Source organism: Pectobacterium aroidearum (assembly GCF_015689195.1).
Classification (GTDB): Bacteria; Pseudomonadota; Gammaproteobacteria; order Enterobacterales; family Enterobacteriaceae; genus Pectobacterium; species Pectobacterium aroidearum.
Genome location: NZ_CP065044.1, coordinates 1,736,796 through 1,762,778, shown reverse-complemented (window position 1 = coordinate 1,762,778; position 25,983 = coordinate 1,736,796). Strand labels below are relative to the sequence as shown.

Here is a 25,983-nt window from a genome sequence, read left to right as displayed (position 1 = left end):
TCAAACTGCGCCTTCTGGCGTTTAAAACCGCTTGTATCGTAATCAGTTGAATCCACAAGGACTTCTTTAATGAGAAACATCGAACTGCGTCATAAGTTCCTCCATTCGCTCTCGGGGCGTACGCTGAAAAAACTATTGTCGGGAACTGCCCTGGCGTTACTGGCCGCCCCAATACTGGCAGCAGAACAGAAACAGGGCAACGAGTTGACCTTAGGCGGAGGCGTGGATGTTGCGCCACGTTATTCTGGTTCGGATAAAAGCCGCGTCACCACTGCCCTAGTGATTGATTACTCTATGGTAAATGGCTTCTTCGTCAGCACCACACGTGGTATCGGTTACGGTAACAACATCAGCAAGTTGGATTACAGCGCTGCGCTGAGCTATCGCGCAGGCCGTAAGGATCGTGACGTGGACAGCGACTCGATCAGCTACGGTAGCGACGACTTACGAGGTATGGGTGACGTCAAAGGATCGGCTATCGGTGTACTTGGTCTGGGGTATAAGGTAACGGACTGGCTTAATTTGCAATTGCAGGCTGAGGTGCCGGTTTCTCAACGAAGCAATGGTGAAGCCCTGCATTTTGGCATTATCAGCCCGCTCTATACCTCATCGAAAAATTCCGTAACGCTGGCGCTGACCAGCAGTTGGGGGACTAGCGAGTACATGCAGACTTACTACGGGGTAAATGCATCACAGTCGGCCGCATCGGGGTTTACCCAACATGATGTCGGATCTGGGATTTATGCCTATTCACTGAATGCTGACTGGACGCACAAGTTCAACCAAAACTGGAGCATGATTGCCGCAGCAGGCTTTACGCAGTTGACTGGTGATGCGCGCAATAGCTCAATTGTTCAACGAAAAACATCGCCTACCGGAAGCCTGAAGGTGACATATCGCTTCTGATCGTTGTTAGACGTGTGCTTACAGGCTGCTTGTGGCTATACGCTGTCAATCAATACACACTCGAACCGCCCCAGTTCAGATGATGGGGCGTTGCTCAGCTCACCCACTCGCTCTGCTTATGCCCTGTTAATCAGAGCATCTGACTCATCTCAGGGATCCATAAAAATAAGATCTAACTCACCGTGATGTTCACAGCGTCTGTTTTTGGTACTAGGCGGCCAAAAAGCGAGGGGCTGTCAGGTCTGCTTTGAGCGAGGTGCGGACATAAATACGCCGGACTCTTAAATCTTTTTGATATGTGATTTTATAAGTGATTACTGTCTACCTTTACCTTCAGCTTATACCAACGTCGGAGGGTGTACTTCTTTGAATATAAAACATCCCTCATATTGCTTTTTGGGTGTTATTGTTTCGCGTTCGAAAGCGTGATGCCATGTAATGCAAGCATCCGGTATTTTTGACTCTGTAAGTAAAATACAGTTAGCCGCCCCTGAGTAATTTTCCAGAGAGAATGGGTCATTTATTTTAAAACTGAATGGCGTTAAATCATTGTGTAAAGCAGTACCGCCTCGTGCAAGTTGAGCAATAGAGTTGCTTTGCTGAGGGAAAAAATCCTCGAAGTATTCCCGTACTGATTTCAACCTCAGATCTCTCGTCTCCTGGCTACCAAAGCGTTTTATGTGCAGATTATGGAGCATGATCAACATGCGATACTCCGGATAGCATGAGGCTAACTTAATCAATTGGTTAGCCATTCGGATGTCACGCCATTCAAAAAAAGTTTGTGATGACTTAGCCTTAAGATAATCATCAGTTTCTCGCATGCGTGTCGAATGCCATTCCCGAGGAAATTCAGTTAAAGAACGACGGGGAATACAGTCAATACCAAGACAGGGAATTTTTCTGCTTATAGCCCAGGTGAGAAAATTCCGCATCTCTTGAGTCCGCATAATGCGTGGGAAGTTTTCAAGGCGAGAGCTGGCATCTTCATTGTGTTGATGCGAAAACAGCATCCCGCTGCTATCGGCTTCAAATATCAAAACCGCTAGATTGCGGAAATAGCATTCTGCAATTTCCATCCTCAATCTAGAAAATTCTGACACACCGTGTATAGCTTCACCCAGAAAAAGAAAACGCGTTCCTGAGAAAAGCGGTGATTCTTCAAGAGCATATTCCATAATCTTTTTCATAAATTGATGCGCTCTAAAAGATAAATTTCATCTAATACATATAATTTCATTAGCAGCTATGAGCAATCAGCCAATGCCGCAAATTGATGTAAGACTATGCGCGTAACTTCCGCTTTTGTCACTCAACTGAAAAGCCTGTGGCGCATAAGGTCTACTTTAAGCAAAGGGTAGACATTTTGCATCTGTTGACGAAGTAATCATCATGAGTTGACTATACCATCCCAGTTACACAATTCTTGAAAGGGGTTCGATCGTGCTGATCTACAACGTTTTTGGACGACATATTGGGGTCAAGCGTGAAGGTGCTCGCTGGCTGGTATTCCGCGCAGACCTGACGGAGCGAAAACTCTCCCGGCTTTACGACATTGCTATTCCGGATAATATGACAGAAGACGAGATACTGGGCTGGCTAGGCGATATTTTCCATGAAGCAGCAACAGAGCTTCATCCTGATGTGAAACGTATCGAATAGGAATCTGTCAGATACACGCTCCTCACTACAATGGGATTTACCACCAGTCCATCAACGTCCACTTCTAGCACTTATCAGTCAGGTAAAAGGACCGCTCCGTCAGTTAAGAGCGAAAACGAAAACTTGTATCCACAGCGAGTGAATTTATTAAGTAGAAACACTCAAAGCCAGGTTAGAACTCGCTTGGGGTTGTCCCCATCACGGAACGAAATGCAGCAGAAAAAGCGGCAGGACAGGAAAAGCCGAGTTGGTAGGCAATCTGTTTAACGGGTACATCATTAGAGAGAAGATCTAATGATGTATATATTCTGGCTCTCTGTTTCCACATTCTGAAGCTGAAACCTGTGTCATGTAAAAAACGGCGGGAAAAAGTACGTTCCGACATATTCGCAATGTCAGCCATGTCCATTAAGGTCGCTTCCCACCGATGGTTGAACACCAGCTCTCTTGCGGCACGAAATAAACGTTCATCACGCGGCATAGGGAGTTCCGCTGTCACGGATGGCGCTTCACTAAGAATTTCCAGTAGTAAAAGCGCCATTTTTCGCTTAGTCGCAGCGTTGTATTCATCAGTAAACAGACCCGCTATTAACTCTTTCAACAGCGCTGTCGCGTTAATGACATGAACCTGACTGTTCCTCGTAAAATTGGTGCACTCCGCAATAAGGCTGCTGCTAACGTAGATAGCACGTAATTCTGTATGGGACAGAAGGCTGTAAGAGTGAACCATCAACGGTGGGATCCAAAGCGCACGCTGAGGAGGGATAACCCACCGCTTGTCTGCGGTTTCAACAAGCATAACCCCCTTAATGGCAAACAGTAATTGCCCTTCAAGATGGTAATGAGGAGGATCGACCTCTCCACGTTGATAGGATATGGCAGTTCCTGACCAACCCGTCGCCTCATCGTGTCTTGGCGCTTTATCTATACATATTGACATCTCAGATTGAAGCCCTTTGTTTACCATGAGCTAGCTGACGCTACCCAGCTGATCATTTTGGCAGGGTAAAGCGTGCTGAATTAAGGTTGTGACAAACATTACTGGAGCATACGCCAATGCGAGTACATTTTATTGTGCATGAAAGTTTCGAAGCGCCCGGCGCTTATGAAACCTGGGCCATCAGTCGCGGTCATGAGATAACGTATTCCCGTGTTTATGCGGGTGAAAAACTGCCGCAAGATGCCCGAGAAATCGATTTGTTGATCGTGATGGGCGGTCCACAGGATCCTGCTTTCACCGTAGATCAATGCGCCCATTTCGATTCAAAAGCTGAGCAAGCGCTGATTGCCTCTGCAGTGAGTTTCGGTAAAGCCATCATTGGTGTCTGTCTGGGCTCTCAACTGATTGGCGAAGCGCTGGGTGCCACATTTGCTCACAGTCCGGAAAAAGAGATAGGCATGTTCCCCATTTTTCTGACGGATCATGGCATCCAAAGCGAGATGTTCTCTCACTTCGGAAATCGACTCAACGTAGGCCACTGGCATAACGATATGCCAGGCCTGACGCCTGAGGCTAAAATTATCGCCTACAGCGAAGGATGCCCACGCCAGATCGTAGCTTATTCCGAACGGGTTTACGGGTTTCAATGCCATATGGAACTCACGCCGGACGTCGTCGAATTATTAATTGCACACTCAGATAAGGAATTAAGTCAGGCCGCAGAATATCGTTTCATCAACACCCCAGAAGAACTACGGGCTCATGATTACAGTGAAATGAACAAAGTTTTATTCACGTTCCTCGACAAACTTGAATCATGCTACTGTCGGTCAAAAGAGTAACGATAATAACCTCACCCGAATGGCATCATTAGTACGATAAATATATGCCGCCATTTTTAGATTGAGAAAAAGCCCCCGGCTGAGACACAAGTCGGGAGCTTAGCGGAAGAAAATTTAGAACGTTACAGGCCCAGCTCCGACAGACCTGGATGATCATCCGGACGGCGACCCAGTGGCCAGTGGAACTTGCGCTCACTCTCTTTAATCGGCATGTCGTTTATACAGGCGAAGCGACGATGCATCAGGCCATCGGCTTCAAATTCCCAGTTTTCGTTGCCATAAGAGCGGAACCAGTTACCCGAGTCATCATGCCATTCATAAGCGTACCGAACGGCGATGCGGTTATCAGTAAACGCCCATAACTCTTTAATCAGACGATACTCAAGTTCTTTTTTCCACTTCCGCGTGAGGAAACCTTTGGCTTCTTCACGATTGGTTGCAAACTCGGCGCGATTACGCCATTTGGTGTCCAGCGTGTAGGCCAGCGATACCTTTTCGGCATCTCGGCTGTTCCAGCCATCTTCAGCGAGTCGCACCTTCTCAATCGCCGTTTCGCGAGTGAAAGGAGGAAGTGGCGGGCGAATCTGTTTATCGGACATAGTAGAGCCTCCAGAAAATTTGGATATTCCCGTAATACTTCAAGCTGCATGTGCGTTGGCTACGTTCACTCACCCGAATCACTTACCTGAGTAAGCTCATCGGGATTCCCTCTCTTGCCGCCTTCCTGCAACTCGAATTATTTGGGGGTATACATCAGTAGAACGGGATTTTTTGAAACTCAGGCTCTAGTGAGAGGCCTGCTTCAACAACAGTTGCGCCACTTCTCTTGCGCTATCGGCTGCGCTGTAATCACCCATCACGTGTGATGTGGTGATGGCACCCTCTATCAGAATCAGCAACTGTCTGGCCAAGGCTGACGGCTGCTCGATGTTTAATTGACTGGTGAGTTCAAGCGTGTAATCCAGCAATTTTTGTTTATGAAGCTTCGCGATCTGACGAACGGGATCGGCAGGGTCACCGACTTCTCCAGCCGTGTTAATAAAGGCACAACCACGAAAGCCCTCTGACTCAAACCAGCTTTTGAGTACAGTGAACATATTCAGGATTCGCTCCTGAGGGGTATTGCCTTTATCACATTCCGTTCTGAACCAGTGCATCCAGCGTTCATCACGTGCATTCAACGCAGCTGCTGCCACGTCATCCTTGGTCGCGAAATAGCGATAAATACTTTTCCTTGCTACGCCAGAGGTCTTGACCAGAAGGTCCATGCCAGTCGCATGAATGCCGTTCTGATAGATAAGTTGCTCAGCGGTCGCCAGGATTTTTTCTCGGGTGTCGTTTAGTTTTTTGTTCATGAATAAATGGTAGAACGATCATTCTACCTAGTCAAGAGTTAGTCTGAAAACATTTTTCAAAAAATGAAGAGTGCAGTCCGTGTGGGAGAACGAGTTCCCCTCTCCTAAATCAATAGACCGCGACATAAGAACGTTCGTTTCTGACACAACGTTGGATAAACAAGGAGGGTGAAGTCGGTTAAGCGAAAGGAGACATGGCGTTGCTACAGGCGGCAAACGCCGCCTGCCATCGTGAGTCGTAATTAATAACGTTCCAGCCAGTGGGCGTAAGGCGTTGGCAGCGTCCATGAGGCGCGATCGATACCCAGTTCGCGGGCGGCCTGATAGCTCCAGTGCGGGTTCGCCAGATGCGCTTTACCCACCATCACCAGATCCAACTGGCCCGAAGCGACGGCCTGCTCGGCCAGTTCCGGCGTACCGAAGCCCCAGGCGGAAGAGACAGGAAGATCGGCTTGCTCGCGTACCTGTTTAGCAATCGGTCCCATAAAGGCAGGCGCCCACGGAATATTCGCTTCCGGTGTAGAGAAACCAATGCTGACGCTCAACATATCCAACCCAGCAGCTTTGAAGCGGCGCGTCAGTTCGATGGATTCCTGCAAGGTTTCCTCATCGCGACCGTCAAATTCAATCACGCCGAAACGGGCAGTCAACGGCAAATGTTGCGGCCACACGTCGCGAACGGCAGCCAGCGTTTCCAGCAGAAAACGGCTGCGGTTGTCAAAACTGCCGCCGTACTGATCGTTACGTTTGTTGGAGTGTACGGAGAAGAAACTCTGTGCCAGATAGCCGTGAGCAAAGTGCAGTTCCAGCCATTCAAACCCAGCGTCCAAAGCACGACGAGCGGCAGCGACAAAGTCATCACGCACGCGGGCGATATCTTCCAGCGTCATTTCCTGCGGCTGCTTGGGCAAATTCGCACCGAAAGGCACCGCGGAAGGGGCAATAGTCTGCCAGCCGCGTGGATCGCCAGCAGGGATATGGTCGTCGCCTTCCCAGGGAACATTGGCGCTGGCTTTGCGTCCGGCGTGTGCAATCTGAATGCCCGGCACGGAGCCTGCATCCTTAATGGATTTGGCGACCTTGGCAAACGCCTGCGCCTGCTCATCGTTCCAAATTCCAGTACAGTGCGGAGAAATGCGGCCCTCGGGGGCAACCGCCGTCGCTTCTACGATAACCAACCCGGCACCACCACGCGCCAGCGAAGCATAATGCACCTGATGCCACTCGTTAATCAGGCCGTCATTCGCGGAATAGGTACACATCGGTGGAACGGCAATACGGTTGCGTAACGTGATGTCTTTCAATTTGAAGGGTTGAAACAGTGCGGACATAACATTTCCTATTTCATTTGTTAACTTCGATAATTCGATATTAATCGAACAATGGATTTTAGACAACCCTATCGCTATAATTCCCCTATGAGACCTTTTAAGCACCCATCCCCCGAAGAATTTACCCTTGAGCGCGTCCTGTATGCCTTGAGCGATCCGTTACGCTTATCCATTGTGCGTTGTTTATCCGTACAAGAAGAAGCAACGTGTAGCGAACTTGATGGCGGCCGTCCGAAATCCAGCGTATCGCACCATTTTCGCGTGTTGCGCGATTCGGGCTTGCTGCATACCACCAACATTGGTACTACGCACATCAACCGACTGCGCCGCAGTGAAATGCAACAGCGCTTTCCCGGCCTGCTCGACGCCATTCTGTCTCAACCTGTCGAGTAAATTTTTAGCATTAATGGCGGTCGTTCCGCCATTGCACACGCCCCTCCATTATCCCTTTCCTGCTATTCCAATATTGCTGCTTTGCTTTGCATTTCTATGAATATAGCGGCCGCCATTTTTCCATTACTCTGATGCTGATACGGGTTTTATGAGGCTGCGTGGATGGATTACTACATTGGCATTGATATCGGGACCTCAAAGGTCAAATCGGTGTTATTCGATGCCGATTTCAACGAACTTCAGATTGCATCAGCCAATACCGTTACTTACTCTCCGCAGCCCGGCTACGCCGAGCAAAATATGCACCATGTATGGGACGGCGTACTTTCCACCCTGAAAACGCTGGCCGCTTCGCCGCTGCTTCACCACGGGCGTGTGCGAGCCATCGGGCTGACTGGCCAAGGCGAAGGTGTCTGGCTGAGCGATCGCCACGGGCAACCTATCCGGCAAGCCATCCTCTGGAGCGATACTCGGACGGCGGAACAGGTTCATCAGCTTAAACAGCGCCCGAATCTGGAAGCGACGCTCTTTCCCGAAACCGGTTCTCCCCTGCTCCCTTGCAACAGCGCGCAGCAGTTGCGCTGGCTGGCACAGCATCAGGCGGATGCGCTGAACAATGCCGATTACTTCTTTTTTGCCAAAGACTGGGTTCGCTTTCGACTGACGGGACAGGCGAATCTGGAACTGACGGATGCTGGGACGTCGCTGCTGGATCTACATAGCGAAACGCTGTCAAAAACCGTGCTGGATAATCTGGACTTACACGCCATCAGATCACTTTTCCCGCCGCTGCTTTATCCCGATGACATCGCTGGCACGCTCAGCGACGCCATCGCCGCACAAACGGGTCTGTCTGCGGGAATTCCCGTCTGCGCAGGCGCACTGGATGTGTCCGCCGCCGCGCTGGGCATAGGCGCTATTCACGACGGCGACATTTTCACCATTCTCGGCACCACCTGCTGCACTGGCATTGTCTGCCGGGGGTTAACACAGGTGAGCCTGCAAACCCGGTTTGTCGCGCACGCCTGGCCAGGTCACTATCTCAACCTGTTCGCGATGCAGTCTGGCACGCCGAATATTGACTGGGCGCTGAGCACGCTGACCGATGATGCCAATTTTCAGACCATCAACGCACGCATTGCCCGCGTGCCGCCCGGCAGCGGTGGCGTTTTCTATCAGCCTTACCTTAATGGCGAGCGCGCGCCGTTTTACAGCACCTCAGCACGAGCGGGATTTTTTGGCATCGAGCAGTCCACCACTAACGCGCATTTGCTGCGCGCGGTCTTTGAGGGGCTCGCCTATGCGATTACCGATGCGCTCAGCGGTTACCCTGCCCACGGCGATCTCTACATCGCCGGTGGCGGCGCCGCTTCAGCGATTTGGCTGCAAATCATTGCGGACTGCACCGGACGGCGGGTGCTTGCCAGTTCGGTTAAGGAACTGAGCGCATGCGGTGCCGCGCGCCTTGCCGCCCTGTCCATCGGAGAAAGTGCCAACCTGGTTCCTTCCGCCAATGCACAGGCCTCAACGTTTCTCCCTGATGCCGACGTCCATCGGCAGTATCAGACTCTGTTTCCAATTTTTCGCCAACTGCGCGACCAGCTACAGCCGCTCTGGCAGGCACGGGCTCAGGCGCTTAATGCACTCGACAATCACAACGCGGCGCGTTCGTACACGGCTCCTAGCTCACAGGAAAGTCTTGCCTCATGAAGATCGTATTTACCGCCGAATACGGCGGCAACCTTGATGCCTTTAAGGCACTGGGGGAATTGGTGGTAGACGGCTGGGCCATCGGTCAGCCCAAACTGAGCGAAGCGGCGCTGATTCGACTGGCGGAGAACGCCGACGTCATCGTTACCAGCTATGACGATATTACCGCCCGCGTCATTGAGGCGTGTCCTCACCTACGGGTTATCGCCTGTACCCGCGCCAACCCGGTCAACATCGATATCGAGGCCGCACGCCGCCGAGGTATTCCGGTGCTTTACACGCCCGGACGCAATGCCGATGCCGCAGCAGAATTAACACTGGCGCTGATGCTGAATGCCACCCGCCACATCCCTCAGGCTCATAGCGCGCTAAAGCGCGGCGAATTCACGCGCGAAACCCACACAGTGACACAGACACAGGACGGGTTACGGCAGGATGTAGTGTGGGACGTAGACAAAGACAGCCCGTATGAAGTTTTCAAAGGCGGCGAACTGCGTAATAAAACGCTCGGTATTATCGGCTATGGCAGTATTGGTCATCGTGTCGGGAAGCTGGCGCGTGCCTTCGGTATGCAATTGCTGATAGCGGATCCGTATGTCGCCGCCGAAGAGATCGATGAACCGGGCATGCGAAAAACCACGCTGGACGAGCTGTTTTCGCAGTCCGATTTCGTCAGCCTGCACCTGAACAGCACACCGCAAACCAAAGGGCTGGTCAACCTCGATAGGCTCAGAACCATGCGTCCTACCGCCTATCTGATCAATACCTCGCGAGCTGCCGTTGTTGTCGAAGCCGATCTGATCGCGGCGCTACGCGAAAAGTGGCTGGCGGGTGCCGCACTTGATGTTTACGACAGCGAGCCGCTCTGGCGTCATCACCCGTTCATTACCGAATTTGATAATGTGGTACTCACGCCACACATTGCCGGCGCGACGCGGGAGACGCTGATCAAGCACACTGCGATGATCGCCGCCGACCTGCAGCGGTTTATTCGCGGCGAACCGCTGCTTTACGAATGGAAATAGACACGGCACCGATCTGGTAGGTCAGCGTCTCTTAATAGGTAGGCGTTTCTGCCATAAACCGCAGCGTATCCTCCCAGTCAATCACGCCCGCGTCAGAACCCAATCCGGTGGCAACCAGCCCTGAAACGGCCGAGCCAAGCCGGCAGGCCTGCTCCAGATCCCAGCCTTTTGCCAGGCCGGCAATAAAGCCACCGCAGTAGCTGTCGCCGCAACCGGTTGTGTCCGATACCGCCACGCGATAGGCGGGAATGCGCAGCGTGACATCCTGACCGAACACATAAGACCCGCTCGCTCCTGCCTTGAAAATGCAGGTGCCAACGCCGCGATCGAGGAAGAAAGCCGCAATCTCCGCCGGTATAGTCAGGCCGGAGATAAACGCGGCCTCGTCCAGCGACGGCATAAAGTAATCTACATCTGGCAGCAACGGCGTCAGCAGCGCCAGCGTCTCCGCATTTGGCGCGATAAGATCGAAGCTGGTCGTCAACCCCTTCGCTTTGGCGTGTCGAAGCAGACGCGCGCTCTGCCCCTGATCTATTTTCGCCAGCAGCCCCGTGCCACCGTGGTGTAAGAAACGCGCATTGCACACGGCGTCAAAGTCCTGCTCATCGATGAACAGGTGATCTGACGCACCGCGATAATGCAGCGCTGGACGCTCGCCGTCCGGCCGAATGGTCAGAATAGTCGCAGAGGTCGATGCCGCTGTCGTTCGCTGTATTAGCGAACAGTCGATGCCCAGCTTGCGATAGGTCGCCAGAATAAAATCGGCTTTTTCATCTTCACCGAGACAAGCGGCCGTCGCCGTACGAATACCGAGTTTGGCTGCATTCATCGCCGCACCGCTGGCCGTACCGGCGGGATTAAGGCGAATTTCATCGATAAAGTGGACACCACCGCCTTCGGGCAAACCGGTTACGGGTCGACCAGCGACATCCAGAATGGTTAATCCGACAAAAACCGCATCAAATTGGCCCACGCTCGCTCCCTCTTCACATTCTGTTTTTGATTCGTGTTCGATTCATTATTGCCGTTGACGCAGCCGCCCCTGCAGGAAAGAGAGCGCTAACGCCAGCACTAAAATCACGCCGCTCAGCGCATCTTTTACGATGAAATTCAGCCCCATCAGGTTCAAACCATTGGCGATCATACCGAGAAATAGCACGCCGATTAGTGTCCCCGTCACGTTGGGCCGCCCCTGAGCATGAAACGCGGTGCCGATAAACACAGCGGCAATAGCGTCCATCAGGTAAGCCTGTCCGGCCAGTGGCGTAAACTGACGCAGATTGGCGGATAACACCACGCCGCCGATGGCACATGTCACCGACGTGACAATCAGCAGCCAGAACATCGTGCGCCGCACGTTAACCCCGGCAATCAGCGCCGCTGGCGCATTTAAGCCCATCGCGTGAATACGTTTACCGGCAATCGTCCGTTCAAATAACAGGTAATAGGCAAGCCACAGCACCGCCACAATCACGATCGGCACCGGAATGCCCCACAGGTCACCCACGGCCAGTTCGTGGTACTGCGGCGCCATCCGGCGGTAAGCGATCGGCCCACCGCCTTCGGTGTAGATACGTTCGATGCTGCTACCGATAAACCATGTCCCTAGCGTCGCCAAAAACGGCTTAATTCGACAATGAATAATCAGCACCGCATTAACCAGCCCTACCAGCGCGCCCCCCGCCAACGCGGCCAATACCGCAGCCTGCCACGGCAGACCATAGACTTTGAGCGCCACCAGCGCGAAGGCAGCGCCAAAATCCAGCGCAACGCCCACGGACAGGTCGATCCCACCCGCTGTCACCACCAGCGTCATGGCCAGCGCCACAATCAGCAGCACCGCGCTGCCCTGCAGCAGGTTCCCCCAGTTGCCTAATGTCAAAAATATCGGGTTTTGCAGTGAGAAAAACACCAGAAAGGCCAGCAGGATGACCAGAAAACCATAGCGGATAAAAAACGACAGCCCTGGCTTGTTACCCGGCAGCACAGGCTGCGCCGCCAAAGAAGAAGGTTTCACGCGTGACTCCTTTGCCTGCGTAACGAGGCAGCGGTGAGCACCACCAGAATCAGTAAGCCCTTAATCGCGCCAACCCAGAAAATATCGACTCGCAGCAGCGCCATGCCGTTCGACAGAGCATTAACCAGCAGCGTACCCAGCAACGCCCCCCAGATGGTAACCATCCGGCGGCGAGAGAACGCCGCACCGAGAAACGTCGCCAATACCATCTCCAGCAACAGCGGTTCTGCCGTGCCGGGCGAGCTGCCCGATCCTTGCGCTACCAGCGTCAGCGAGGCCAGCGCCGCCGCCAGCGCCCCTAACAGATACGAACCAATAACCAACGGGGTGTGAGAAATGCCCGACAGCTGCGCCGCTTCGCGGTTTCCGCCCGCGGCCTGCAAATGCTGGCCCCAGCGGCTATGGTGGACGATAAACTGAAACAAGACAAAGACCAGTAGCATGAACCAGACCGCCAGCGGTAACCCGAGCAGGCTACTATCACGAAACGCCACAATCACCGGATCGCTAACGCTAATGCGCCGCTGCTGGGTGAGCAAATTGGTGAGTCCAATAACCGCCACGGAGCAGGCTAGCGTCGCCAATAGTGGCGGTAGCCTAATCGCCACCACCAGCGCAGCATTCACCGCCCCCGCCATTAGCGCCGCCCCCACCACCAATGCAATCAACCACGGATAGCTGAACCCTGCGTTCGTCAAACCATCGCTGATTATCGCTACGGCAAGTACCGCAATCGCGGGCAGCGAGAGATCGATACCGCCGGAGACAACATCATCACCGCCGCCCGTAATGACGCAGACCAGTCCGAAGCACAGAATTGCCAACGGCGCACTTTGTCGCAAAATAATGGTGATATTTTGCCAACTGAGAAAGTAAGGTGCGCTCAGGCAGAGGAACAGCAATAGCGCGGCAAACAGCAACAAGGGAATATGATTGAAAAACCCGGCTAAATACGGCGTCGCTCGGAGGGATTGTAAGGCTCGAGTCATACTGCCTCCTGCATTCGGCCGCTGCTGGTCAACGCCAACAGGCTATCCAGCGAGAGGCGTTCCGTCGGCACATCGGCGATAAGTTCGCCGCGCCACATCACCAGAATGCGATCGCACAGCCCCAGAAGTTCGCCGTCATCGCTGGAAGAGACGATAACGGCCCGCCCTTCCGCCGCCAGTTGCCGGGTGAGCTGATAGATTTCCGCCTTCGCGCCAATATCAACGCCCAGCGTCGGCTCATCAAGAATAAACAGTCGGGTGTCCGTCTTCAGCCAGCGCGCCAGTATTACCTTCTGCTGGTTGCCGCCGCTTAAATTGCGCACGGGTACGCTGACATCGCGCGGCCGGATATCCAGCATCTGCGCCAGATGATTCGCCTGCGTAGTGGCTTTCTTACGCCGCAGCCAGCCGCGCCAGGCGACAGCAGGCAGGGAAGCCAGATTGATATTGTCCGCCACGGATAGCGGTAAAATCAGCCCGTCATGGCGACGATCGCGCGGCACCAGCGCCATACGCTGCGCGATGGCCTGTACCGGAGAACGCGGGCGTAGCGTCTGACCCTCGATCGTAATATGTCCTTCTCGGGCGGGCGCAATACCATAGAGTGCATCAACCAGCGCCTCACGCCCCGAACCTAACAGCCCCGCGATACCAACAATTTCTCCTGCCGCCACCTGAAAACGGATCGGTTGGAAATGCTGCCGATCTGTGAGCTGTTCAACCTGTAGCAGCGGCGTCTCACTTTTCTCTGTCTTGCGTTTCCCGTCAAACAGGCTGGCAATCTCTCGGCCCACCATCAGGCGAATCATTCCATCGATATCCTTCGTCTCAGGATCGTCCAGCGTCGTCACGCCCCGACCATTGCGTAACACGGTGACGCGATCGCAGATATCTGCAATTTCATTGAGATAGTGAGAGACATAGATAATGGCGATACCACGCTGTTTCAGCGTCTGGATCGTATGCAGTAACTGTACGGCTTCGCGTGCTTCCAGCGGCGCGGTTGGTTCATCAAACACCACCAGCCGTGCCTTGCCGTCAATCAGTGCCCTCGCAATCTGTACCAGTTTGCGTTCCGCCAGGCTTAACTCGCGAATCAGCCGGTTAGCGTCTATCGATAAATTAAAGGTGTGCTGAAAAAACTGCTCCGTTTCACGCCGCATCGCCCGACGATCGACACCTCGCCAGCGGTTCACAGGCTCCTGTCCGAGAAACACCGATTCCGCCACGGTAAAATGGGGAATCAGATGCAGTTCCTGATGGATAAAACGCACGCCGTGCGCGTGGATAACCGCTGGCGTCACGGTGCTCAACCGCTGCCCATCGATAGCGATTTCACCGCCATCTGCGGCATAGACCCCAGCTAGCACCTTGATTAAGGTCGATTTCCCCGCGCCATTCTCCCCAATCAGACCGAGAATTTCTCCTGGCCGGACCGTTAGCGATACGTTGTCCAGCGCGGAAATCCCCGCAAACTGCTTGCTGATGTGCGTCATTGCCAGACCGCCGCCAGATGGCGACGGGGCTGAATCATATCCCGCCATAGATTATTTCAGGTCGCCATAGCCAAGCTGTTTATAGACCGCCTTGGCTTCTGCCTCCCCTTTGACGGGCAAGACCGGCACAAACGTCTGCGGCAGCAGCGTGGCACCCGCGAAATAACGGGCAACGTTTTTCGCCGATGTTGTACCGATAAGACGCGGCTGCTGCGCAACGTTGGCAACAAACGGACTGCCTTTTTCCGCCATAATTTCCAACGTTTCTGGCCCAGCATCAATCGCGGTGACCTTCACGTCCTTGTCACGCCCGGTTTCTTCCAATGCCTGCACCACGCCGATGGCAGGCTGATCCCAGCAGGCGACGTGGATCGCATCCAGCGTGCCTTTCGGATGCTGGCTCAGCAGTTCAAGGGTTTTCTTGCGCGCATCTTCCGGTGAGTTGGAATATTGTTCAGCCAGTTCAGGCTGAATGATTTTGATCCCCGGATAGTCTTGCAGAACGTATTTCCACAAGTCATAGCGAATACCGCAGATACGCAGCGCGTTGGAGAAGGCGTTGAAAACGGCGATATTCCCTTTTCCACCCAGTGCATCCGCTGTATAACGCCCGATCGTCGAGCCGATCGCGTAGTTATCTGACGTCGTGTTATTGATGGAATAAGACGAGACATGATCGACGGTAAAAACCGGAATCTTTGCCTCACGCAACGCTTTAAACTTCGGCTCTACCGCGCTGTCGCCGAGAATACTGATCACCGCATCGACCTTGCGCGCCAGCAGAATATCGTGGTTATTGGCATGAACCTGATTATCACGCCCTCCATCCACGCCCACGACCTGCCCACCGAGTTTCTCAATTTCTTCGGTTGCCCCTTTGTAGGCCTCACGGTCCCAAAAGTGCTGTGTTCCCACCACGGCAACGCCAATGGTTTTTCCCTTCAATGACAATGTCTCATCCGCTGCCTGAACCGAGGTCATTACCCCTGTAGCCAACACGCATGCAGCCAGGTGAGAAAAGCGCGTCTTCATCATTTTTATCCCGATTTTTATAAAATTATTAGCAGGGAGAGAGATTAGCAACGGGAAAAGTTAAATCGAAATAACAAAAATGATAATGGCTAGTAATTAAATGGAAATAGCGTTGATCGGCAGATGTAATGATTGTTAATCATTGAATTAGCAGGAATAAGTTATAAAAAAAGCATCTTGTTTTTTGTCCCCATAAAGGGAATGGTTAAGGCTCTTCTATCCTGATGAGAAAAACGGCCATGACAACGCTCTCGATTTATCACCGCCCGCACATCACACAGCCCGTCCAACAGCTCACCGCGTTTACTGACATCGCTTCCCTGCTCGCCGGCGCCGGGATCCAGTTGGAACACTGGCACACTGACGCACCGCCGCCTGACGCCAGCAACGAAACCATCTTGACGCAATATCATGCCGATATTGAGCGTCTCAAACAGCAAGAGGGCTACACCTCTGCCGACGTGATCAGCCTGACGCCGGATCATGCCGAGAGACTGGCGCTGCGGGAAAAATTTCTTCAGGAACACACCCATAGTGAAGATGAAGTGCGCTTCTTCGTGCGCGGCAGCGGAAGCTTCTTTGTGCCGATTGGCGAGCAGGTTTTCCAGCTTACCTGCGAGGCCGGCGATCTCTTACGCGTTCCCGCCAACACGCTGCACTGGTTTGACTGCGGCGAATTTCCTGATTTTGTCGCGATCCGCATTTTTACTAATCCAGAAGGCTGGGTTGGGCACTTTACCGGGCGGGAGACGTTTCACTAATTCCACGATCGTTTCTGCATTTCTCCGCCGTTCCCTTTATACTGTGCGTTTTGTACCAAGACGAACGGCGAGACCCCTTCCGTAATGATGAATAACGATGTCCTGCGCAGCGTGCGCTATATGCTGAATTTGAATAATGACCACCTGCTGAAAATCCTGGCGCTGGTGGAGATGACCGTCCCTCCCCAGCAGTTGGCGAGCTACGTCAAAAAAGAGGGTGAGGAAGGCTATCAACCTTGCCCGGACATCGTGATGAGTTATTTCCTGAATGGGCTGATTCTGCAAAAACGTGGCAAAGATGAAAATCAGCCTGCACCGCAGTTTGAGCGCAAGATGACCAACAATATTATTCTGAAAAAGCTGCGTGTCGCATTCTCGCTAAAAACGGATGATATTCAGGCGATCCTGCTGGAACAAAATTTCCGCATTTCAGTGCCGGAAGTCACCGCGATGATGCGCGCACCTGACCACAAAAACTATCGCACCTGCGGCGATCAGGTCATCCGCTACTTCCTGAAAGGGCTGACGGCGCGAGTACGCAAGGGCTAACGGCAACGCGTTAGCGAAAGGACGTGAGCGTTGCCTGACTGGCCTTTTTCCATCACAGGCATCAGCAACGCTCGGTTTTTAATACGGTATCGTTTAATGCGATATTAGTGCTGTGTTTCATGCAGGATAGCTGTGACCAACTGCTCCAGCTCTTCTTCCTCAAGCTGAGTAACCTGTTGCACGCTATTCTTATCCATCCCCGTTAGCAATAAATTACGGGCAATCAATCTGGCACTGTTTTTCATGCCCTGCTCCAATCCTTGTTCTAGTCCTTGTGCTAATCCTTGCTGAATACCGCGTTGGATGCCTTCCTCGAATCCCATTTTTTTCAATTGTTCTGCAATCGTCATAATGTCCTCCTGACCGGTTGATAGCGGTGCAGCCAGTGCGTCAATGAAATCTGCGGGTTTGGATGTATTTCCCACTTGTGCAATATAAAATAACAGCGCCCGACGCTGGGTCAGCGGCACAGACCAGCGTTCAAATAGTAACCCAATCTCTCGCGCCAGCTCCAGCATATCACGGGTACGAATATGCTTCTGTACCAGTTCCAGTAACGCCATACGTCGATGCGTGCGAATCTCATTGTCCGGCATGACAGTTAAATCCACCAGTGGGAAAGGCTGTTCATACAGCGCTTGTGCCAGTACGGGATCGGCAAAGCTGTCCAGCCAGCGAAGGGGGTAGGGATAAGGACGGGTCTTACCGTGATAAAACAGCAGCGGTACCACCAGCGGTAAGCGATCGTGTCCCTGATCCAGATGTTGCTGCATGGCAGCCAGACAATAACGCAGCAACCGGAAAGCCATCTGCTTTTCCGGGCGGCTTTGGTGTTCAATCACACAGTAAATGTACCCTTTACCCGCGGTGGTGCGCAGCGAGTACAGCACGTCCGATATGCGCGCACGCAGCTTTTCATCAATAAATGACGCCGACTCCAGTTGCAGCGTGCTGAAATCACAGCGCTCGCGGATTTCATTCGGCAGATGAATGGTCAGAAAATCCCGTGCGACGGCGATGTCGCTCAGAAACTGTTTAAAGATCGCATCGTGCGATGGCATCTCGCCCCCTTCCCTGTCAGACGCTGGCTAAAAATTCAGTAGGGAGGGTAACGGGGACGCGATAATAAAGCAGAAAACAGCGTAGAAAGTGGAAAGCGCCTCGAAGAAAAAACGGTTTATGTCGAGGCGCTGGCTATAGTCAGTGAGTCGTTACCGTCAGGCGGCTTCATGCTTTTCCATCGCCAGCCGCGCAGGAGCCGCGTCGACGTGCAACGCCGGATGACGGCAGAAGCGGACCACGTCACCAACCACCAGCAGACTGGGCGACTGCGGCTGATAGCGTGCCAGTAATGCCGGTAAGGTTGCCAACGTTGCAGTCAATAGCCGCTGATCCGGCTGGGTGCCGCGTTCGATAATCGCAACGGGTGTTTGTGCTGACAACCCATGCTCAATCAGGCGCTGACACAGTCGACTGCTGTGGCTCAGCCCCATATAAAACACCAGCGTTTGCTGGCTGTCCGCCAGCGTCGGCCAGTCTAGCTGCGGTTCGCCGTCGCGCGAATGGCCGGTCACGAAACGTACCGACTGTGCACAGGCGCGGTGGGTCAACGGTAACCCCACGGCCGCCGCACAGCCTGTCGCGGCAGTAATACCCGGCACCACATGACAGACAATTCCGGCCTGCTGGGCATAGTCCATCTCTTCGCCGCCGCGACCAAAAATAAAGGGATCGCCGCCTTTAAGACGGATCACCCGTTGCCCAGCCTGCGCCAACTCGACCAACAGCTGATTGATTTTTTCCTGTGACAGACGGTGGCAGCCGCGTGTTTTCCCAACGTCGATGCACAGCGCCTGCTCCGACACCAGATCCATTATCTCCGCCGACACCAGCCGATCGTAGACCACCACATCTGCCTGCTGGATTGCCCGCAGCGCCTTCAGCGTCAGCAGTTCCACATCGCCCGGCCCTGCGCCCACCAGCCAGATTTCACCGCCGAGTACAGGCTGACGCCGTTGGCCCTGCGCCAATATTGATTGTGTTGTCATCATGTCACACCTCATTACGCCGTGGCGCTCAACCTGCTTTCTTCAATTCATTGACCGTTATTGGCACGTGCTGGCTCAATAACGCCTTCAGTTCGGGGATACAGGAACCGCAGTTAGTGCCACATTTCAGGGCTCCCCCTAATGCCGCAACGCTGTGGCACCCTTGACGAATCGCACCGACGATGATCGCTTCGCCAACGCTATAGCAACTGCAAATCGTCGCCCCTTGCTGTTCCTGCCCCTGCGGTGCCTGACCCGCCAGTAACGCGTGGCGTTCGTGCGGGAGTTGCGGTGGCGTGATAAACGCCTGACACACCGCATCGCTGTCGATACGTAACGCCTGTGCGCTGACATAGCAAGCCAGCACTACGCGGCTCTCGCGCCAGCCAACCAGGTGAAATACGCCGTTGCCCTGCGCGATCTGACACTGCATATTTTCTAACCCATAATGTTCCGTCAACCACGCCTGCCAATCGTCCACCGGCACGCGGTCGGCAAACAGGTACTGCGTCACACCCGCATGCGGAATCTTGCTCCAATACGTTGCAGGCGGAGGCAGAACATCATGCTCCGCGGGTAAGGTTAATGGAGCTGAAGCCGACTCATCGGCAAAAAATAGCGTTGCCTGCCAGGCGGTATGCCAAGGCTGGATACGTACCCGGCTGTGTTTACTTTCCGGCTGGCCGGAATGGGGATCGGTAATCGGCGCGACTAAGCTGTCTGCCCGCGCCTGTGCGCTGAACTGATGATTCCAATGCATCGGCACAAACACGCTACCGCGCGCCTGTCCGGCGTCAATCCGCGCCCGCGCCAGCATCCAACCGTGCACTGACGATAAACGCACCAGATCGCCCGCCTGAATATCATGCGTCTGCGCATCCTGCGGGTGCAGTTCGCAGTAAGGTTCGCTGATATGACGCATCAGACGAGCCGCTTTACCTGTGCGCGTCATGGTGTGCCACTGATCGCGAATACGCCCGGTGTTCAGCACCAGCGGATATGCCGCGCTCCACGGACTTTGCGGCAGCGATGGGGTTATCGCCACCAGACGTGCTTTGCCATCGGCATGCCAGAATCGACCATCGTCACTCAGTCGGGCACGTCCGCGTGGGAATGCCGCGTTCACTGGCCACTGTATCGGTTCCAACTGCTGCCACTGCTGATTGCTAAGCGCCGCCAGCCCGCTGATATCAAACGCACGACTCCCGTTATTCTCAAACCCGGATAGCGCTGCATGTTCACGAAAGATGTCAGCCGGATGCTGATAGGTAAATGCCTCGGCAAATCCCATACGCTGCGCCACCTGGCTCAGAATCCACCAGTCGGCTTTGGCTTCTCCCGGTGCAGGTAGAAAGGCACGCTGGCGAGATAACCGGCGTTCGGAATTGGTCACCGTGCCGTCTTTTTCCCCCCAACCCAGCGCGGGGAGTAAGATATCGGCGGTTTCTGCGGTATCGGTATGGCGCATCACCTCGGAGACGATCACCAACGGGCAGCGCTCCAGTGCCTGTTTTACCCGATCCGCATCCGGCATCGACACCACTGGATTGGTGCCCATCACCCACACGGCTTTAATATCGCCACGTTCCACGGCGCGAAATAGATCCACCGCATTCAGGCCAGGCTGCGTCGCTACGTTATCGCTCTGCCAGAAGCGCCCCACGCGATCAATATCCTGCGGCGTGAAGCCCATGTGGCTGGCAAGCTGATTAGCCAATCCGCCGACTTCCCGCCCGCCCATCGCGTTTGGCTGTCCGGTTATCGAAAACGGACCAGAACCCGGCGCGCCGATTTTGCCGCTCAGCAGATGAGCATTAACGATCGCATTGCACTTATCGCTACCCGATGACGACTGATTAACGCCCTGTGAATAGAGCGTGACCACCTTTTCACTCGTGCTGAACAGGTGATAAAAACGCACGATATCGGCTTCATTCAACTGGCAGAAATCTGCCACCTGTGCCACCGACCACATCTGCGCCGATTGTAATGTCTCTTCTACGCCGGAAAAACGCTCGGCCAGTTCGGCGATGTCGACACGCGAGTGCTGCACAATCCACTGCAACAGGCCGTTAAACAGCCCGGCATCACTGCCGGGTTGCAGCGGTAAATGCAGATCGGCGATATCGCAGGTTGCGGTACGTCGAGGATCGACCACCACGACCTGCATCTGTGGCCGCTGCTGTTTCGCCTGTACCAGTCGCTGATACACCACCGGATGCGCCCAGGCGGTATTAGATCCCACCAGCACCACCACATCCGCCTGTTCGATATCTTCGTAATTACAGGGAACGGCATCCGCACCCAGTCCACGTTTGTAGCCGATCACCGCCGACGCCATGCACAGCCGCGAATTGGTATCCATATTGGCGACGCCAATAAAGCCCTTCATCAGCTTGTTGGCAACGTAGTAATCCTCTGTTAACAGCTGACCTGAACCATAAAACGCCACCGACTGCGGGCCGTGTTGCTGCATGGTTGCCAGCAGCCGTTCAGCCACCGTATCAAGCGCCTGCTCCCAGCTCACACGACGTCCTTCCACCAGCGGCCACAGCAGGCGACCATTCAAATCCAGCGTCTCTCCCAGCGCAGAGCCTTTGACGCACAACCGCCCTAAATTCGCCGGGTGCACGGGATCGCCGCTGATCTTTACCGCACCCTGCTCGTCACGCTCTGCCAGCACGCCACAGCCAACGCCACAATACGGGCAGGTTGTCCGACAGACGCCCGCGTTCATGATGCTTTCGCCATAGCAGCGTCTGCCAGACCGACGCTTTCCGGTACGGCCAGCGGCTGACAGCACACCCAAATCTCGCCGTCTTCCACGCGCACCGGCCAGGCGCGCACGTACAGCGCGCTGTCATCCGGGCTCACGCCATCACGCAGCTTGAAGCGTTTCTTGTACAGCGGAGAAATCACGACGGGTTCACCCGCCACGTCGCCTATCAGCCCACGGGACAACACATTCGCCCCGCTGCCCGGTTCATGGTTTTCCAGTGCGTACACCTGCTGCTCGCTACCCGGCAGGTGGAACAGCGCGATTTGCTGCTGTCCGAGGCGTGCCGCCATACCCGCATGACGCGGAATATCCCCCAGCGTCGCCACCTGCACCCATTCCGCTTCATGTGTCGTGGGCTTCAGCGCAACCGGTTCTGGCGATACCGCTTTCTCATGATCCTGTGCCGGGCGAATCTGTCCACGCTCCGGCACCATCACCACCGCTTCATCCGGGCTATCGCTGTTCAGGAAGCCGCGGAACAGCGCCAGACGTTCCGGGCTTTCCAACGTGGTTTGCCATTCGCACTGGTAGGCCTCCACCACGCGCTGCATCTCTTTATCCAATTCTTCGCCGATATTCAGGCTGTCTTCCAGAATCACCTGACGTAAATAGTCGATACCGCCCTCCAGATTATCCATCCAGGTGCTGGTACGCTGGAGGCGATCGCCGGTACGGATATAAAACATCAAGACCCGATCGATGGTGCGCAGCAGGGTTTCCGTATCCAGATCGCTGGCGAAGAGATCCGCATGGCGCGGTTTCATACCGCCGTTGCCGCACACGTAAAGGTTCCAGCCTTTATCAGTGGCAATCACGCCGATATCTTTGCTCTGTGCTTCTGCACATTCTCGGGTACAGCCAGACACCGCCATTTTGATCTTATGCGGTGAACGCAGCCCCTTGTAACGGTGTTCCAGTTGGATCGCCAGCCCGGTGGAATCCTGCACGCCGTAGCGGCACCAGGTCGAGCCCACGCAGGATTTCACGGTACGCAGCGATTTGCCGTAGGCATGGCCAGTTTCAAATCCGGCATCGATCAGCTCACGCCAGATCGCCGGTAGTTGTTCCAATCGTGCACCGAATAAGTCCACCCGCTGGCCGCCGGTGATCTTGGTGTACAGGTTGTAGCGCTGCGCCACCTGACCGATGGCGATTAACCCTTCTGGCGTAATTTCCCCTGCCGGAACACGTGGCACCACGGAATACGTTCCGTCTTTTTGGATGTTGGCGAAGAAACGATCGTTGGTATCCTGCAACGGTAGGTGCTGCGGTTGCAGCAGATAATCATTCCAGCAAGACGCCAGCATCGACCCCACCAGCGGCTTACACACTTCACAGCCCAAACCGTGGCCATAACGCTCAAGAAGGCTGTCGAATGAACGGATTTCATGCACGCGAATCAGGTGATACAGCTCCTGACGTGAGTAGGCGAAGTGCTCGCAAATGTCCTTTTTCACTTCGACGCCTAACTGCGTCAATTCATATTCCATCACCTGTTTAAGCAGCGGCACACAGCCGCCGCAGCCCGTTCCCGCTTTAGTGCAGGTTTTTAGCGCGCCCAGCTCGCCGCAGCCACCCGCTACCGCCGCTGAGATATCGCCTTTGCTGACATTATGGCAAGAACAGATCTGTGCGCTGGCCGGCAAGGCCGCTACGCCCAGCCCTTTCGGCGCATCGCCAGAACGTGCAGGTAAAATCAGGCTTTCCGGCTGTGCGGGCAACGGCATATCGTTGAGCATCATTTGCAGCAGCGTGCTGTAATCGCTGCTATCGCCAATCAATACCGCCCCCAGTAAATGCTTGCCGTCGGCAGACACGACGATTTTCTTGTAGATCTCGTTCGGACCATCCGTCCACTGATAACTTTGGCTTCCCGCCGTTCGTCCGTGCGCATCACCAATCGAGGCCACGTCAACACCCAGCAGTTTCAGCTTGGTGCTCATATCCGCGCCGGTAAATGGCGTATCCCGCTGCGCCAGGGTATCGGCTACGCTGCGTGCCATCTGGTAGCCCGGTGCCACCAGCCCGAAAATCTGGCCTTTCCATAGCGCACATTCGCCGATGGCAAAAATTGCGTCATCGGAGGTTTGACAATGGTCATCAATCACAATGCCACCACGTGGCCCTTTCTCTAAATCACAGCTATCCGCCAGTTTGTCACGCGGACGAATCCCGGCGGAAAACAGCACTAAATCGGTTTCCAGTACGCTGCCGTCAGCAAAGCAGAGACGATGCAACGCCTGCTCGCCGTCGGTAATTTCTCGCGTTTCTTTGCTGACATGAATCTGTACGCCCAGCGCTTCAATCTTGCGCCGCAGCATGGTGGCACCACCGTCATCCAACTGTACCGCCATCAGGCGCGGTGCAAATTCCACCACATGAGTGTCCAGCCCTAGTTGACGCAGCGCGTTGGCGGCTTCCAGCCCCAGCAAGCCGCCACCGATTACCACGCCGGATTTAGCCTTTTTCGCCTGTGCCGCAATCGCGTCCAGATCGTCCAGCGTGCGATACACCAGACAGCCGGGGCGCGTATTGCCGGGAATCGGCGGAACAAACGCATAAGAGCCCGTCGCCAGCACCAATTTGTCGTAGGCGATTTCTCTGCCCTGCGCGTCACACACGCATTGACGTCCCCGATCGATAGCCACGATCTCACTGGCGCTGCGCAGCTCAATACCGCTCTCGGCAAAAAAGCCCTCTTTTACCAGCGACAGCGAGGCGGCGCTGCGCCCTGAGAAATACTCGGAGAGATGCACGCGGTCATAGGCCTCATGGCGTTCTTCGCCAAAGACGACGATGTGGTAGTGCTGGTGCAAGTCGCGCTCGACCAGTTGTTCAAGAAAATAGTGGCCGACCATGCCGTGGCCAACGACCACTAAAATAGGTTTGCTCATGACAGGAATCCTTACAGCTTCAGGCTGTGAGTCAGAATCGGGGGAAGAAAAGCCAAAAAGCAGCGAGGCAGGCGGAATCGTCTCGCCTGCGGTTGCGCGATCCATTGCGGCCAGCAGACGCTGGCTATCGTCGGTGTCGCCATACAGCAGAACACCGCTCAGCCGCCCGTCGCGCAGGAGCAGACGACGATAGTGCTGCGTCTGCGGATCAAAAAGGGTGTACACCTCATCGTCAGGCGCCACGTTGATATCGCCGCCGCTGACCACGCCAATGCCCGTAACTTTCAACCGCGTCGCCGCCTGTTCACGTTGATAATCTTGCGGTGCGTGTCCGGCCAGACGCTGCGCCACCAGAGTGGCATGGGCGAAACATGGGGCAACCAGCCCGACAACTTCGCCATTGAGCTCGCAGCATTCGCCAATTGCACTGATATAGGGGTCGGCAGTTTGCAGTTGACCGTCCACCAGGATGCCGCGGTTGCAGGGTAATCCGCACTCGCGTGCAAGCTGGCTGGCGGGGATCACGCCTGCGGTCACCACCACCAGACCGGCGGGGATCGTGCGGCCATCCGCCAGTGCAACAGCCGTGACGCCGTGTTCATCACCGTGCAGCGCCACAACCTGCACATCCGTCTCACAGGCAATACCGCGTGCGCGCAGGCTGTCGCACAGCAGGTCGCTTGCCATAGCGTCCAACTGCCGCTCCATCAAAACCGGAACGCGATGCAGCAGCGTGACGTCAGCGCCGCGCAGTTTCAGCGCCGCTGCCGCTTCAATCCCGAGCAAGCCCCCGCCAATCACCACCGCAGGAACGGACCGGCGGATCGTCGTCAACATCAGCTCGACATCATCCAGCGTGCGGAAGCCACACACCCCCGCCAGATCGATACCGGGCATCGGCGGCATAAACGGCGTGGAACCTGTCGCCAGCACCAGATGGTCGTAATGCAGTTGCCGTTGCGTCGTTGTCACCTCACGCTGCTGGCGATCGATATGGGTTACCCGCTCACCCAGCAGAGTGTTCACCGGCAACGCCGCATCGTCGTCGATAGCCGCGGGCGTTAACAACGTATCCGTAAACGCTTTTTCGCCGCTCAATACCGGCGACAGCAGAATGCGGTTATAGCTGACGCGCGGTTCATCACCAATCACGGTGATGCGGTAGCGCGTCGCGGCCAGTTGACGCAGCACATCGACGAATCGTGCGCTTGCCATCCCATTACCAATCACAATCAGGTGCGGTTTCATCATCGT

Annotated in this window: 22 protein-coding genes; 8 read left to right on the top strand and 14 right to left on the bottom strand. The window is 54.7% G+C overall.

The genetic code is table 11. The features are described 5' to 3' along the window. The first annotated feature begins 69 nt into the window (after positions 1–69). A complete protein-coding gene (locus I2D83_RS07860) occupies positions 70–906 on the top strand; it encodes a MipA/OmpV family protein (RefSeq protein ID WP_205947841.1) in 837 nt (278 codons plus the stop codon). Between the two features lie 338 nt (positions 907–1,244). Here the strand turns inward: I2D83_RS07860 and I2D83_RS07855 are convergent, their stop codons facing one another. Continuing rightward, complete coding sequence (locus I2D83_RS07855; RefSeq protein ID WP_181847813.1) at positions 1,245–2,096, bottom strand: TraB/GumN family protein; 852 nt, start codon at positions 2,094–2,096, stop codon at positions 1,245–1,247. A 253-nt stretch (positions 2,097–2,349) separates the two neighbouring features. Here I2D83_RS07855 and I2D83_RS07850 point away from each other — a divergent pair, with 253 nt between their 5' ends. Beyond that, positions 2,350–2,568 carry a DUF7661 family protein gene (locus I2D83_RS07850; protein ID WP_205947840.1) on the top strand — a complete coding sequence of 73 codons (219 nt, stop codon included), beginning with the start codon at positions 2,350–2,352 and terminating at the stop codon, positions 2,566–2,568. A 172-nt stretch (positions 2,569–2,740) separates the two neighbouring features. On the opposite strand, the gene I2D83_RS07845 is transcribed toward I2D83_RS07850, so the two are convergent. Further along, on the bottom strand, positions 2,741–3,508 hold the full coding sequence (locus I2D83_RS07845) for an AraC family transcriptional regulator (protein WP_205948157.1): 768 nt from the start codon (positions 3,506–3,508) through the stop codon (positions 2,741–2,743). 116 nt (positions 3,509–3,624) lie between these two features. Between I2D83_RS07845 and I2D83_RS07840 the strand changes: the two genes are divergently transcribed. After that, positions 3,625–4,350, top strand: a complete 726-nt coding sequence (locus I2D83_RS07840) for a type 1 glutamine amidotransferase (RefSeq protein WP_205947839.1) — start codon at positions 3,625–3,627, stop codon at positions 4,348–4,350. A 122-nt stretch (positions 4,351–4,472) separates the two neighbouring features. On the opposite strand, the gene I2D83_RS07835 is transcribed toward I2D83_RS07840, so the two are convergent. The 3 genes from I2D83_RS07835 to I2D83_RS07825 all read right to left on the bottom strand — a co-directional run bounded on the left by I2D83_RS07835 (position 4,473) and on the right by I2D83_RS07825 (position 7,036). Then, positions 4,473–4,949: a nuclear transport factor 2 family protein gene (locus I2D83_RS07835; RefSeq protein ID WP_014915971.1), complete on the bottom strand. Its 477-nt coding sequence runs from the start codon at positions 4,947–4,949 to the stop codon at positions 4,473–4,475. A 186-nt stretch (positions 4,950–5,135) separates the two neighbouring features. After that, a complete protein-coding gene (locus I2D83_RS07830) occupies positions 5,136–5,705 on the bottom strand; it encodes a TetR/AcrR family transcriptional regulator (protein ID WP_205947838.1) in 570 nt (189 codons plus the stop codon). A gap of 242 nt (positions 5,706–5,947) precedes the next feature. Next, positions 5,948–7,036, bottom strand: coding sequence for an NADH:flavin oxidoreductase/NADH oxidase (locus I2D83_RS07825; protein WP_205947837.1), 1,089 nt, complete (start codon positions 7,034–7,036; stop codon positions 5,948–5,950). Between the two features lie 87 nt (positions 7,037–7,123). On the opposite strand from I2D83_RS07825, the gene I2D83_RS07820 reads away from it, so the two are divergent. The 3 genes from I2D83_RS07820 (at position 7,124) to I2D83_RS07810 (ending at position 10,164) form a co-directional block, all read left to right on the top strand. Continuing rightward, positions 7,124–7,429 (top strand): ArsR/SmtB family transcription factor, encoded by a 306-nt coding sequence (locus tag I2D83_RS07820; RefSeq protein WP_043881797.1) that lies wholly within the window; start codon positions 7,124–7,126, stop codon positions 7,427–7,429. A gap of 162 nt (positions 7,430–7,591) precedes the next feature. Next, positions 7,592–9,139, top strand: a complete 1,548-nt coding sequence (locus I2D83_RS07815; RefSeq protein WP_205947836.1) for an FGGY-family carbohydrate kinase — start codon at positions 7,592–7,594, stop codon at positions 9,137–9,139. After that, positions 9,136–10,164: a 2-hydroxyacid dehydrogenase gene (locus tag I2D83_RS07810; RefSeq protein WP_205947835.1), complete on the top strand. Its 1,029-nt coding sequence runs from the start codon at positions 9,136–9,138 to the stop codon at positions 10,162–10,164. The genes I2D83_RS07815 and I2D83_RS07810 overlap by 4 nt, the downstream gene beginning before the upstream one ends. 31 nt (positions 10,165–10,195) lie before the next feature. On the opposite strand, the gene I2D83_RS07805 is transcribed toward I2D83_RS07810, so the two are convergent. Genes I2D83_RS07805 through I2D83_RS07785 form a run of 5 tightly spaced genes read right to left on the bottom strand, consistent with a single transcriptional unit; the run spans position 10,196 to position 15,698 of the window. Beyond that, positions 10,196–11,137 carry a carbohydrate kinase family protein gene (locus I2D83_RS07805; RefSeq protein ID WP_205947834.1) on the bottom strand — a complete coding sequence of 314 codons (942 nt, stop codon included), beginning with the start codon at positions 11,135–11,137 and terminating at the stop codon, positions 10,196–10,198. 45 nt (positions 11,138–11,182) lie between these two features. Next, complete coding sequence (locus I2D83_RS07800) at positions 11,183–12,181, bottom strand: ABC transporter permease (protein ID WP_205947833.1); 999 nt, start codon at positions 12,179–12,181, stop codon at positions 11,183–11,185. Then, a complete protein-coding gene (locus tag I2D83_RS07795) occupies positions 12,178–13,170 on the bottom strand; it encodes an ABC transporter permease (RefSeq protein WP_205947832.1) in 993 nt (330 codons plus the stop codon). The genes I2D83_RS07800 and I2D83_RS07795 overlap by 4 nt, the downstream gene beginning before the upstream one ends. Then, positions 13,167–14,714 (bottom strand): sugar ABC transporter ATP-binding protein, encoded by a 1,548-nt coding sequence (locus I2D83_RS07790; RefSeq protein WP_205947831.1) that lies wholly within the window; start codon positions 14,712–14,714, stop codon positions 13,167–13,169. The genes I2D83_RS07795 and I2D83_RS07790 overlap by 4 nt, the downstream gene beginning before the upstream one ends. Positions 14,715–14,717: 3 nt before the next feature. Beyond that, positions 14,718–15,698: a sugar ABC transporter substrate-binding protein gene (locus I2D83_RS07785; RefSeq protein ID WP_370294241.1), complete on the bottom strand. Its 981-nt coding sequence runs from the start codon at positions 15,696–15,698 to the stop codon at positions 14,718–14,720. Between the two features lie 239 nt (positions 15,699–15,937). Here I2D83_RS07785 and I2D83_RS07780 point away from each other — a divergent pair, with 239 nt between their 5' ends. Both I2D83_RS07780 and I2D83_RS07775 read left to right on the top strand, forming a co-directional pair. Continuing rightward, the gene (locus tag I2D83_RS07780) at positions 15,938–16,459 is read left to right on the top strand and encodes a 1,2-dihydroxy-3-keto-5-methylthiopentene dioxygenase (RefSeq protein WP_205947830.1); all 522 of its coding nucleotides are present in this window, start codon (positions 15,938–15,940) and stop codon (positions 16,457–16,459) included. Between the two features lie 84 nt (positions 16,460–16,543). Next, complete coding sequence (locus I2D83_RS07775) at positions 16,544–17,008, top strand: YehS family protein (protein WP_015840924.1); 465 nt, start codon at positions 16,544–16,546, stop codon at positions 17,006–17,008. Between the two features lie 104 nt (positions 17,009–17,112). Here the strand turns inward: I2D83_RS07775 and I2D83_RS07770 are convergent, their stop codons facing one another. The 4 genes from I2D83_RS07770 to nirB all read right to left on the bottom strand — a co-directional run bounded on the left by I2D83_RS07770 (position 17,113) and on the right by nirB (position 25,977). Continuing rightward, positions 17,113–18,069 (bottom strand): Rpn family recombination-promoting nuclease/putative transposase, encoded by a 957-nt coding sequence (locus tag I2D83_RS07770; RefSeq protein ID WP_205947829.1) that lies wholly within the window; start codon positions 18,067–18,069, stop codon positions 17,113–17,115. A gap of 156 nt (positions 18,070–18,225) precedes the next feature. Continuing rightward, a complete protein-coding gene (cobA, locus tag I2D83_RS07765) occupies positions 18,226–19,059 on the bottom strand; it encodes a uroporphyrinogen-III C-methyltransferase (RefSeq protein WP_180777658.1) in 834 nt (277 codons plus the stop codon). Between the two features lie 25 nt (positions 19,060–19,084). Next, the gene (locus I2D83_RS07760) at positions 19,085–21,793 is read right to left on the bottom strand and encodes a nitrate reductase (protein ID WP_205948156.1); all 2,709 of its coding nucleotides are present in this window, start codon (positions 21,791–21,793) and stop codon (positions 19,085–19,087) included. Next, positions 21,790–25,977, bottom strand: a complete 4,188-nt coding sequence (gene nirB, locus I2D83_RS07755) for a nitrite reductase large subunit NirB (RefSeq protein ID WP_205948155.1) — start codon at positions 25,975–25,977, stop codon at positions 21,790–21,792. The genes I2D83_RS07760 and nirB overlap by 4 nt, the downstream gene beginning before the upstream one ends. Between the last annotated feature and the right edge of the window lie 6 nt (positions 25,978–25,983).